Origin of the sequence: Kitasatospora sp. NPDC001539, assembly GCF_040298565.1 — a bacterium.
Classification (GTDB): Bacteria; Actinomycetota; Actinomycetes; order Streptomycetales; family Streptomycetaceae; genus Kitasatospora.
Genome location: NZ_JBEPAK010000239.1, coordinates 1 through 10,885 on the forward strand (window position 1 = coordinate 1; position 10,885 = coordinate 10,885).

General features: G+C 70.9%; 12 protein-coding genes and 2 tRNA genes. 2 read left to right on the top strand and 12 right to left on the bottom strand.

The window, feature by feature from the left end; translation table 11 throughout:
- Window positions 1-115 precede the first annotated feature (115 nt).
- From rplA to ABT247_RS27305, 5 genes are all read right to left on the bottom strand, one after another.
- Window positions 116-838: a 50S ribosomal protein L1 gene (gene rplA, locus ABT247_RS27285; RefSeq protein WP_350747329.1), complete on the bottom strand. Its 723-nt coding sequence runs from the start codon at window positions 836-838 to the stop codon at window positions 116-118.
- A 105-nt stretch (window positions 839-943) separates the two neighbouring features.
- On the bottom strand, window positions 944-1,378 hold the full coding sequence (rplK, locus tag ABT247_RS27290) for a 50S ribosomal protein L11 (protein ID WP_153461023.1): 435 nt from the start codon (window positions 1,376-1,378) through the stop codon (window positions 944-946).
- A gap of 165 nt (window positions 1,379-1,543) precedes the next feature.
- Window positions 1,544-2,434, bottom strand: coding sequence for a transcription termination/antitermination protein NusG (gene nusG, locus ABT247_RS27295; RefSeq protein ID WP_350747332.1), 891 nt, complete (start codon window positions 2,432-2,434; stop codon window positions 1,544-1,546).
- 209 nt (window positions 2,435-2,643) lie between these two features.
- Window positions 2,644-2,967 (bottom strand): preprotein translocase subunit SecE, encoded by a 324-nt coding sequence (gene secE / locus ABT247_RS27300; RefSeq protein WP_350747334.1) that lies wholly within the window; start codon window positions 2,965-2,967, stop codon window positions 2,644-2,646.
- A 149-nt stretch (window positions 2,968-3,116) separates the two neighbouring features.
- Window positions 3,117-3,189 (bottom strand) — tRNA-Trp (locus ABT247_RS27305).
- 285 nt (window positions 3,190-3,474) lie between these two features.
- Between ABT247_RS27305 and ABT247_RS27310 the strand changes: the two genes are divergently transcribed.
- Window positions 3,475-4,722 (top strand): pyridoxal phosphate-dependent aminotransferase, encoded by a 1,248-nt coding sequence (locus ABT247_RS27310; RefSeq protein ID WP_350747337.1) that lies wholly within the window; start codon window positions 3,475-3,477, stop codon window positions 4,720-4,722.
- A 140-nt stretch (window positions 4,723-4,862) separates the two neighbouring features.
- On the top strand, window positions 4,863-5,927 hold the full coding sequence (locus ABT247_RS27315) for an adenosine deaminase (RefSeq protein WP_350747340.1): 1,065 nt from the start codon (window positions 4,863-4,865) through the stop codon (window positions 5,925-5,927).
- On the opposite strand, the gene ABT247_RS27320 is transcribed toward ABT247_RS27315, so the two are convergent.
- The 7 genes from ABT247_RS27320 to ABT247_RS27350 all read right to left on the bottom strand — a co-directional run bounded on the left by ABT247_RS27320 (window position 5,924) and on the right by ABT247_RS27350 (window position 10,783).
- Window positions 5,924-6,973, bottom strand: a complete 1,050-nt coding sequence (locus ABT247_RS27320; RefSeq protein WP_502892509.1) for a UDP-N-acetylmuramate dehydrogenase — start codon at window positions 6,971-6,973, stop codon at window positions 5,924-5,926. The two genes, ABT247_RS27315 and ABT247_RS27320, sit on opposite strands and share 4 nt — an antisense overlap.
- Window positions 6,974-7,111: 138 nt before the next feature.
- The gene (locus ABT247_RS27325; protein ID WP_350747346.1) at window positions 7,112-8,665 is read right to left on the bottom strand and encodes an MFS transporter; all 1,554 of its coding nucleotides are present in this window, start codon (window positions 8,663-8,665) and stop codon (window positions 7,112-7,114) included.
- An 86-nt stretch (window positions 8,666-8,751) separates the two neighbouring features.
- Window positions 8,752-9,354 carry a TetR/AcrR family transcriptional regulator gene (locus ABT247_RS27330; protein ID WP_350747349.1) on the bottom strand — a complete coding sequence of 201 codons (603 nt, stop codon included), beginning with the start codon at window positions 9,352-9,354 and terminating at the stop codon, window positions 8,752-8,754.
- Between the two features lie 103 nt (window positions 9,355-9,457).
- Window positions 9,458-9,880 (bottom strand): MaoC family dehydratase, encoded by a 423-nt coding sequence (locus ABT247_RS27335; RefSeq protein ID WP_350747352.1) that lies wholly within the window; start codon window positions 9,878-9,880, stop codon window positions 9,458-9,460.
- A gap of 5 nt (window positions 9,881-9,885) precedes the next feature.
- A complete protein-coding gene (locus ABT247_RS27340) occupies window positions 9,886-10,344 on the bottom strand; it encodes an FAS1-like dehydratase domain-containing protein (protein ID WP_350747354.1) in 459 nt (152 codons plus the stop codon).
- 118 nt (window positions 10,345-10,462) lie between these two features.
- Complete coding sequence (rpmG, locus tag ABT247_RS27345) at window positions 10,463-10,627, bottom strand: 50S ribosomal protein L33 (RefSeq protein WP_006604855.1); 165 nt, start codon at window positions 10,625-10,627, stop codon at window positions 10,463-10,465.
- Between the two features lie 83 nt (window positions 10,628-10,710).
- Window positions 10,711-10,783: transfer RNA gene (locus tag ABT247_RS27350), tRNA-Met, on the bottom strand.
- Window positions 10,784-10,885: the final 102 nt, after the last annotated feature.

Sequence of the window (10,885 nt, forward strand, 5' to 3'; positions counted from 1 at the left end):
CGAAGAATCGATCCCCAGCGGAAACACCCGCGGGACGGCGGAATTCTCCTGGCGGCCGTGGATCACGGATCGGCTCGGCGGGCCCGCCGTGCGGACTGCTCTGGAGCGCTGGGGCTCAGACCGCGGCCGGGTCCTCCTCGACGAGGAGGTTGCGGGTGCGGTTCGGGTCCACCTGGACACCGGGGCCCATGGTGGTCGAGAACGCGGTCTTCTTGATGTAGCGGCCCTTGGCGGCGGACGGCTTGGCGCGGAGCACCTCGTCCAGCGCGGCGGCGTAGTTCTCGACCAGCTGCTCGTCGGTGAAGGAGACCTTACCGATGATGAAGTGCAGGTTCGAGTGCTTGTCGACGCGGAACTCGATCTTGCCGCCCTTGATGTCGTTGACAGCCTTGGCGACGTCCGGGGTCACGGTGCCGGTCTTCGGGTTCGGCATCAGACCACGGGGACCGAGCACGCGGCCCAGGCGGCCGACCTTGCCCATGAGGTCCGGGGTGGCGACGACGGCGTCGAAGTCCAGCTTGCCCTTCGCGACCTCGTCGATCAGCTCGTCGGCACCGACGATGTCGGCACCCGCAGCACGCGCGGCCTCGGCACGCTCGCCGGTCGCGAAGACCAGGACCCGAGCGGTCTTACCGGTGCCGTGCGGGAGGATCACGGTGCTGCGGACCATCTGGTCGGCCTTGCGCGGGTCGACGCCCAGACGCATGGCGACCTCAACGGTGCCGTCGAACTTGGTGGTGCTGGTCGCCTTGGCGAGGCGGACGGCCTCGAGGGGGGCGTAGAGGCGCTCGCGGTCGACCTTGGCGTCCGCGGCCTTCAGAGCCTTGCTGCGCTTCACTGCTGCTCCTGAATGGTGATTGGAGTTGTGGTAGTCAACGGGCCCGCGCAGGCCCTACCACGGGGGACGGCTGAGCCGGTGTGCCCCTGACGGGACGGGGGCTGATCAGCCCTCGACGGTGATGCCCATCGACCGGGCGGTGCCGGCGATGATCTTCTCCGCCGCGTCCAGGTCGTTGGCGTTGAGGTCGGGCATCTTGGTGGTGGCGATCTCGCGGACCTGGGCGCTGGTGAGCTTGGCGACCTTGGTCTTGTGCGGCTCGCTGGAGCCCTTCTCGACACCGGCGGCCTTCAGGATGAGGCGCGCGGCCGGCGGCGTCTTCGTGATGAAGGTGAAGGAACGGTCCTCGTAGACCGTGATCTCCACCGGCACGATCATGCCGCGCTGCGACTCGGTCGCCGCGTTGTAGGCCTTGCAGAACTCCATGATGTTGACGCCGTGCTGGCCCAGCGCGGGGCCGACCGGCGGCGCCGGGTTGGCCGCACCGGCGTTGATCTGGAGCTTGATAAGCCCCGTGACCTTCTTCTTCTTGGGAGGCATGTCTCTCCGGGTCCTTCCGAGAGGTGATTGCTGGTGTGTGCGGAACCGGGGCGACACCCGGCCGCCAGCACACACATCGGACCAGGCTAACGCGTCTGCGCCGCTGGACCAAAACGGATCCGGGGCGGGGCCCCTCGGCCCCGCCCCGGATCCGAAGACGTGGGGCTAGTTCTTCTGGATCTGGTCGAAGGAGAGCTCGACCGGGGTCTCCCGGCCGAAGATCTCGACCAGGCCCTTGACCTTCTTCGAGTCGGGGTTGATCTCGTTGATGGTCGCCTGGAGGGTCGCGAACGGGCCGTCGGTGACGGTGACCGAGTCGCCGACCTCGAAGTCCAGCACCTGGATCTCGCTCGGCTTGACCGGCGAGGGCTTGCCGGCCTCCTTGGCGGCCTGGCGCTCGACGTCCGGGGCGAGCATCTTGACGACCTCGTCCAGGGTCAGCGGGTACGGGTCGTAGGCGTTGCCGACGAAGCCGGTGACGCCCGGGGTGTTGCGCACGACGCCCCAGGACTCGGGGGTGAGGTCCATGCGCACCAGGACGTAGCCGGGGAGCTTGTTCTGGCGGATGGTCTTGCGGTCGCCGTTCTTGATCTGGACGACCTCCTCCTGCGGCACCTCGGCCTGGAAGATGTACTCCTCGACGTTCAGCGAGACGGCGCGCTGCTCCAGGTTCTGCTTCACCCGGTTCTCGTAACCCGCGTAGGTGTGGATCACGTACCACTCGCCCGGCATGAAGCGCAGGTCCTCGCGGAACTTGGCGACCGGGTCGACCTCGGCCTCCGCCTCGTCCTCGACGGGCTCCTCGACGGACTCCTCGGCGACCGACGCGTCGGCGGCGGGCTCCTCGTCGCCCTCGACGTGCAGCGCGGCCTCCTCGGCGGGCTCGCCGGCCTCGGCCTCGTCGTACGCCTCGACCTCGTCCTCGTCGCTGTCCGAGGCGTCCACGATCTGCTCGGCGGAGTCGGCGTCGTCAGCCAGCTCGGCCGCGTCCAGCTCGGCGGCGACATCCGCCTCGCGGACGGTCTCGTCGGCGTCGTACAGGGGGGACTCAGACACGGTGGCTGCTTCTTTCCTGGAGATGGTGAAGGTGGCGCGCTCCGGAACCGGACCGGCGCGCGACCGCTCGCGCGGGCGCCAGGACAGGCCTCGGAGACTTCAACAGTACCGAGTCCACGGTACGCGCGCGTACGTCCACCGCCGACAGCTCGACCCGGGCCGAGGATTCGGCCCGGGTCGGGAGTCGCTTCGAAGGTGGGGCGCTCGGATCAGCCGAAGACCAACAGGCTGAGCTTCGCGAAGCCGTAGTCGAGGCCGTAGACGAGGCCCATCACGACCACGACGAAGGTCACCACGACGGCGGTGTAGTTGGTGAGCTCGCTCCGGGTGGGCCAGACGACCTTGCGCAGTTCGGCGATGATCTGGCGGTAGAACAGGCCGATCCGGGCGAACAGGCCCTTCTTGGCCCGCTTGCCGGACTTCTTCTTGCCGGACTTCTTCCCGCCCTCGACGGACGTGGTCTCGGCGGCGCCGTCGGTCCCCTCGGGGTTGCCGCTCTCAGGCGTTGCGGTGGAGCCCGTGGTCTCCGTCACTCGTCCTCACCTGAATCCGGGTCCGGCCAACATCACCTGCGTACCCGTTTGAGGCACGAGCGGTCGGCTTAAGCGGTGCTGATCGGTGCCCTCTCCGCATCAAGCCCGCTCGCTCTGTGGAGCGAACGGGCTGATAACGGATCAAGCAGCAGGGCAAGAGGGACTCGAACCCCCAACCGCCGGTTTTGGAGACCGGTGCTCTACCAATTGAGCTATTGCCCTACAGAACCTCGCGGCTCCTGTGGCGACCAACCTACCGCATCTCCCCCCGCCGTCTGTACAGGCGGTGAAAGCTCCGGTCGTTTTCGGTGGGCCGTCGAGCAGCGAGTGTACGTGGTCGAGGGCTGTTTGGTCGAACCTCTTCTTCCGGGACGCCGCCCGGCCCGACGGATGTCCGGCCGGGCGGCGCGGCCACCGGCGGATCGGCGGGGGCCGGGATGCGGACGGGGCCGTACGGATACTGGAACCACGATGCCCGGTCCGTCCCGGTTCTGCGACGATGCAGGCATGAGCGCTTCCACCCCGCAGCCCGACCAGTCCATCCGCCCCGCCGACCGCCGGGTCTCCGCCCGGATCGGCGCGATCGCCGAGTCCGCGACCCTCGCCGTGGACGCCAAGGCCAAGGCCCTCAAGGCGGCCGGCCGTCCGGTGATCGGCTTCGGTGCCGGCGAGCCCGACTTCCCCACGCCGGACTACATCGTCGAGGCGGCCGTCGAGGCCTGCCGCGACCCGAAGAACCACCGTTACACCCCGGCGGGTGGCCTGCCCGAGCTGAAGGCCGCGATCGCCGCGAAGACGCTGCGCGACTCCGGCTACGAGGTGGACGCCTCCCAGGTGCTGGTCACCAACGGCGGCAAGCAGGCCATCTACGAGGCCTTCGCCGCGATCCTGGACCCGGGCGACGAGGTCATCATCCCGGCCCCGTACTGGACCACCTACCCGGAGTCGGTCCAGCTGGCCGGCGGTGTCCCGGTGGAGGTCGTGTCGGACGAGACCACCGGCTACAAGGTCTCGGTCGAGCAGCTGGAGGCCGCCCGCACCGAGAACACCAAGGTGGTGCTCTTCGTCTCGCCGTCCAACCCGACCGGCGCGGTCTACACCGAGGCCGAGGCCGAGGCGATCGGCCGCTGGGCCCTGGAGCACGGCCTGTGGGTGCTCACCGACGAGATCTACGAGCACCTGGTCTACGGCGACGCGACCTTCACCTCGCTGCCCGCCCTGCTGCCCGAGCTGGCCGACAAGTGCATCGTGGTCAACGGCGTCGCCAAGACCTACGCCATGACCGGCTGGCGGGTGGGCTGGGTGATCGGCCCCAAGGACGTGATCAAGGCCGCCACCAACCTGCAGTCGCACGCCACGTCGAACGTCTCCAACGTCGCCCAGCGCGCCGCGCTGGCCGCCGTTGCGGGCGACCTGGACGCGGTGGCCGAGATGCGCGCCGCCTTCGACCGCCGCCGCAAGACCATCGTGCGGATGCTCAACGAGATCGAGGGCGTCTACTGCCCCGAGCCCGAGGGCGCCTTCTACGCCTACCCGTCGGTCAAGGGCCTGCTGGGCAAGGAGATCCGCGGCCAGCGCCCGCAGACCTCCGGTGAGCTGGCCGCCCTGATCCTGGACGAGGCCGAGGTCGCGGTCGTCCCGGGCGAGGCCTTCGGCACCCCCGGCTACCTGCGGCTCTCCTACGCGCTCGGCGACGCCGACCTGGTCGAGGGCGTCAGCCGGATCCAGAAGCTGCTCGGCGAGGCCCGCGACTGAGGTCCGCCCCTGACGGGGCTCCGATCCGGGTTGTCAATGCGACGTTCGGGATTCACCCGGGACACCGCCCCCTTTCACCCCTTCGGGGGATGGGAAGGGGGCGGTTCCCGTTCGGGGGTCGCATACGGCAGTATCGGCGAATGGAACGCCTGTTGAACCCGCGAGACGTCAGGGGCCTCCCGAAGGCCCACCTGCACCTGCACTTCACCGGCTCGATGCGGCCCGCCACCCTGCTGGAGCTGGCCGCCAAGCACGGCGTCCGGCTGCCGGAGGCGCTCAGCTCCGGCGAGCCGCCCCGGCTGCGGGCCACCGACGAACGCGGCTGGTTCCGCTTCCAGCGCCTGTACGACACCGCCCGCTCCGTGCTCCGCGACGAGTCGGACATCCGTCGGCTGGTCCTGGAGACGGCGGAGGACGAGAAGCGGGACGGCTCCCGCTGGCTGGAGATCCAGGTCGACCCGACCTCCTATGCACCGCGGCTCGGCGGGCTCATCCCCGCACTGGAACTGATCCTGGACGCGGTGGAGCACGCCGCCGACGCCACCGGGGTGGGCATCCGGGTGCTGGTCGCGGCCAACCGGATGAAGTCCCCGATGGACGCCCGGACGCTGGCCCGGCTCGCCGTCCGGTACGCCGATCACGGGGTGGTCGGCTTCGGCCTCTCCAACGACGAGCGCCGCGGTCTGGCCCGGGACTTCGACCGGGCCTTCGCCATCGCCCGCAAGGGCGGGCTGCTGGCCGCCCCGCACGGCGGCGAGCTGGCCGGGCCGGAGTCCGTCCGGGACTGCCTGGACGACCTGGGCGCCGGGCGGATCGGCCACGGCGTGCGGGCCGCCGAGGACCCGCGCCTGATGGCCCGACTGGCGGACCGTCAGGTCACCTGCGAGGTCTGCCCCGCCTCGAACGTCTCGCTCGGCGTCTACGAGCGCCCCGAGGACGTCCCGCTGCGCAGGCTCTTCGACGCCGGGGTGCCGCTGGCGCTCGGTGCGGACGATCCGCTGCTGTTCGGCAGCCGGCTCGCCGACCAGTACGACCTGGCGCGAACCGTGCTGGGCTTCAGCGACGCCGAACTCGCCGAGCTGGCACGGCAGTCGGTGCGCGGCTCGTGCGCGCCGGAGGCCGTCCGCAAGGAACTGCTCGCCGACATCGACGGCTGGCTGGCGGACGCCCCCGCCACGGACGGCGCCCCGACGGCCGGGTCCTAGAGCTTGACGCCCACCATCACCGGCTCGTTCACGAGCTCCACCCCGAAGGCCTCCCTGACCCCGTCCCGGATCTCCCGGGCCAGCGCCAGCAGGTCCTCGGCGGTGGCCGAGCCGCGGTTGGTGAGCGCCAGGGTGTGCTTGGTGGAGAGGGTCGCCGGGCCGCTGCCGTAGCCCTTGCCGAAGCCCGCCTTGTCGATCAGCCACGCGGCCGAGGTCTTGGTGCAGCCCTCCGGCGCGGGGTAGGCGGGGGCGTTCTCGGCGCCCGGGCGGGTGCGGAAGGACTCGTACTGCGCGGCCGTGAGCACCGGGTTCGTGAAGAAGGAGCCGGCCGACCAGGTGTCGTGGTCCGCCGGGTCCAGCACCATGCCCTTGCCGGAGCGCAGCCGCAGCACCGCCTCGTACGCCTCCCCCAGCGGCACCCGCTCGCCCTGCTCGACGCCGAAGTGCCGGGCCACCTCGGCGTACTTGACCGGGGTGGAGAGTCCGGCGTGGTCCGCCAGGGCGAACCGCACCCGCAGCACCACGTAGCGGTCCGGCCGGGCCTTGAAGCGGCTGTGGCGGTAGGAGAACGCGCACTCGGCGTTCGTCAGGGTGACCACCTCGCCGGCGGTGCGGTCGTACGCGACCACCTCGGTGATCGTCTGGGCGACCTCCTGGCCGTACGCGCCGACGTTCTGCACGGGGGTGGCCCCGGCCGAGCCGGGGATGCCGGCCAGGAACTCGATCCCGGCCAGGCCGTGCTCGCGGACGGTGCGGGTGACCGCCTCCGACCAGACCTCGCCGGCCGCGAGCTCCAGCACGGTGCCGTCCAGGGCGAAGCCGGTGGTGGCGATCCGCAGGACCGTGCCGGGGAAGCCGGCGTCGCCGATCACCAGGTTGGAGCCGCCGCCGAGGACGAGCAGCGGCTCGCCGGCCGCGTCGGCCTCGCGGACGGCGGCGATCACCTCGTCGTCGGTGTGGGCCGTCACCAGGCGGCGGGCCGGGCCGCCGAGCCGGAGCGTGGTCAGCGGGGCGAGGGGGGCGTCGTTTTCTACCAGCACGCCCACCAGCGTACGGGGGCGGCGGGGAGCCGCTTCCCGGGGGAAGGCCTGCCCGGGGGCCGTCGGGGGGACGGCCTTCCGGGGGCGGGCCTTCCGGGGGCGGGCCTTCCGGGGCAGGCTCCGAAAAGCGGCTCCGTTCGGCCCTCAGGCCCTGGCCGTCTCGGTCTCCGGCTCTCCGGCCCGCTCGCCACCATCCGCCGCGACGGCCGTACCGTCCACCGGGTCGGCCGGGCCGCCGTCCCCCGGACCGGCCGCACCGGCCGCACCGGCCGCACCCTTCGCACCGGCCGCCGCCCTCGCCCGGCGCGGCAGCAGCAGCGCGCAGACCGCCGCCGCCAGCACCACCCCCGCGCCGACGTACAGCGCGGGCACCAGGCCGTCGACGAAGGCCTGCTCCGAGCCGTAACCGCCCCGGGACGAGAACACAGCCGACAGCACGGCCACGCCGAGCGCGCCGCCGACCTCCCGCAGCGCGTTGTTGGCGCCGGAGGCGATGCCCTGCTCGTGCGGCCGGACGCTGTCCATCACCAGGGCGGCGGTCGGCGCGAAGTACAGCGACATGCCGATGCCGCAGAGCACCACGGCGGGCACCACCGGGCCGTACTCGTAGTGGGCGTGGGAGCCGGTGATCGCCCCGTACAGGGCGAGGCCGAGGCCCTGGAGGACCAGTCCGGTGACGACGACCGGGCGGCCGCCGAAGCGGTCGGCCAGGACGCCGGCGATCGGTGCGACCAGCAGCGGCATGCCCGTCCACGGCAGCATCCGGATGCCGGCCTCCTGCGGGGTGTAGCCGCCCACGGTCTGCAGGTGCTGGCTGATCAGGAAGATCGAGCCGAACATCCCGAGGAACATCAGCAGACCGGAGGCGTTGACGGCGGTGAAGGCCCGGCTGCGGAAGAGCCGCATCGGCAGCATCGGGTGTTCGGCGCCGCGCTGCTCGTACAGCACGAAGGCGATCAGCAGCGCGACGCCGCCGGTCAGCGCGGCCACCACCAGCGGGCTGGTCCAGCCGTCGGGGTTGCCGCGGATCAGGCCGAGCACCACGCCGAACAGGCCGAGGCTCACCAGTGCGGTGCCGACCACGTCCAGGGTCGGGCTGGCGCCCCGGCTCTCGCGCAGCCGCAGGGCGGCCAGCGGTACCAGCACGACGCCGACCGGAACGTTCACCCAGAAGATCCACTGCCAGGAGAAGTGCTCGGTCAGGGTGCCGCCGACCAGCGGCCCGGTGGCGATGGCGAGGCCGTTGACGCCGGCCCAGATGCCGAAGGCCAGGCCGCGCCTGGCCGCGGGTATCGCGGCGGTGAGCAGGGTGAGGGTGAGCGGCATCGACACCGCGGCGCCGGCGCCCTGGACGGCGCGGGCGGCGATCAGCGCCCCGATGCCCGGCGACAGGGCGGCCGCGGCGGAGCCGACGGTGAACAGCGAGAGCCCGACCAGGAAGATCCGGCGGCGGCCGAAGCGGTCGCCGAGGGCCGCGCCGAACATCAGCAGCACGGCGAAGGAGAGGGTGTAGGCGCTGACCGTCCACTCCAGGTCGGACAGCCCGCCGCCGAGCTCCTCCCGGATGGACGGCAGCGCGGTGGTGACGACCAGGTTGTCCAGGCTGGCCATGAATCCCGCGATGCTGGTGATCACCAGGGTCCAGATGCCGGTGCGGCCGAACCGCTGCTCCTCCCGCCCGGCTGTCTTCTCCGTCATGACGTTCCCCCACGCTCCTAGGTAGTTATTGATCAATAACTTTCTCGGGCCGAAGAAGGGCCGCACGGACTCCACCGTGCGGCCCGCTACTCGGCCCGGCCCTGCCCGGCCGCGCCGCGCGCGGCCCTGCTCTGCACGCCGAAGCCGCCCCAGATCCGGTGGTCCTGCGGGTAGCCCAGGGCGACCAGCGTGTTGATCAGCATCCCGTACGCGAAGAACTCCGTGGCCTCCGCCGCGTCGCCGCCGATCCGCAGCCTGACCCGCTCGAAGAGCTCCTCCCAGAGCTGCCGGGCGGTCTCGCCGATCCCGTCCTCGCCGTCCTCGCCGCCCATCCGGGAGGCGAACACCGAGACGTAGAGCTGCATCTGCATCATCAGCTGCTCGCCGTCCTCGACCAGACCCAGGTACGCCTCGGACATCGCCTCGGCGGCCGCCTCACCGGTCAGCCCGGCCGACGCCTCGTCGAAGACCCGCCAGGTCTCCTCGATGCAGCGCTCGGCGGCCGCGGTGAAGATCGCCTGCTTGCCGGGGAACAGCCGGAACAGGTACGGCTGCGAGACGCCGACCCGACGGGCGATCGCCTCGGTCGACGTGCCCCGGTAGCCGTTCCTGGCGAATTCGATCACCGCGGCCCGGACGACGCTCTCGCGCCGCTCCTCCGCGCTCATCCGCATGCTCGTCCTCGCCATGAGAACCAAGTTAGTGACCAATCACTATCGAGGCAAGGACGAAAACCGCCCCGCGAGCCCGACGCACGGGCTCCGGGGCGGCCGGTCAGCGGGAATCCGCAGCTCAGGCGAGCCGGACGACCGCCTTGGACATCCCGAGCACCTTCTGCCCGCCGGTGGTGGCCAGCAGGTCGACCTGCACCCGGCGGTCGTCCAGCTTCTTGGCGACCTTGGCGGACACCTCGATCACCGCGCCGACACCGTCGTTCGGCACCGGCACCGGGCGGACGAACCGGACGCCGTACTCGACCACCGCGGCCGGGTCGCCGACCCAGTCGGTGACGACCCGGATCGCCTCGGCCATGGTGAACATGCCGTGCGCGATGACGTCCGGCAGGCCGACCTCCAGCGCGAACCGCTCGTTCCAGTGGATCGGGTTGAAGTCGCCCGAGGCACCCGCGTACTGCACCAACGTGGCGCGGGTCACGGGGAAGGACTGCGCCGGCAGCTCGGTGCCGACCTCGACCTCGTCGTAGTTGACCGCCATGCCGCTCACTCCCCCGCCTCGTCGGCGGCCCGGGCCACCAGCGTCATGATGGACGTCACAACGTGCTCGCCGCTCTCGTCCGCCACCTCACCACGCACGGTGAGCACGTCGTTGCCCGCCAGCGACTTGATGTTGTCGATGGTGACCGCGACCGTCAGCCGGTCACCGGCCTGGACCGGCCTGGTGTAGACGAACTTCTGGTCGCCGTGCACCACCCGGCTGTAGTCCAGCCCGAGGTCCGGGTCCTCGACCACCTGGGCGGCCGCGCGGTAGGTGATCACGAACGGGAAGGTCGGCGGGGCGATCACGTCCCGGTGGCCGAAGGCCTTCGCCGCCTCCGCGTCGGTGTACGCCGGGTTGGCGTCCCCGATCGCGACCGCGAACTCGCGGATCTTCTCCCGGCCGACCTCGTACGGCTCGGTGGGCGGGTAACTACGCCCGATGAAGGAGGGGTCGAGCGCCATGGCAGCTCCTCGAAACGCGGGGTGGATACGAAAAAAGCTCCGGGCCGCACCCCCGTTGAGGGATGCGGCCCGGAGCAGAAGACCTGAATTCACACAGGCCCGAGGCCCTGCGACAGGGTCAGCGGGTCTCGCGGTGCGCGGTGTGCGAGTTGCAGCGGGGGCAGTGCTTCTTCATCTCAAGACGGTCCGGGTCGTTACGCCGGTTCTTCTTGGTGATGTAGTTCCGCTCCTTGCACTCCACGCAGGCCAGCGTGATCTTCGGGCGGACGTCGGTGGCAGCCACGGGAGTGCCTTCCTTGGACAACGAATAAGAACACAACAAGAGTAGCCGACCGGGAGTGCGATCTCCCGACCGACTACGCGGGGTAGCGGTGACCGGACTTGAACCGGTGACACAGCGATTATGAGCCGCTTGCTCTACCAACTGAGCTACACCGCCACAGTGATCCGCAGCACAGCCGGAGCTGACCACTTCTCACCAGAGCCCCCATGCGGAATCGAACCGCAGACCTTCTCCTTACCATGGAGACGCTCTACCGAC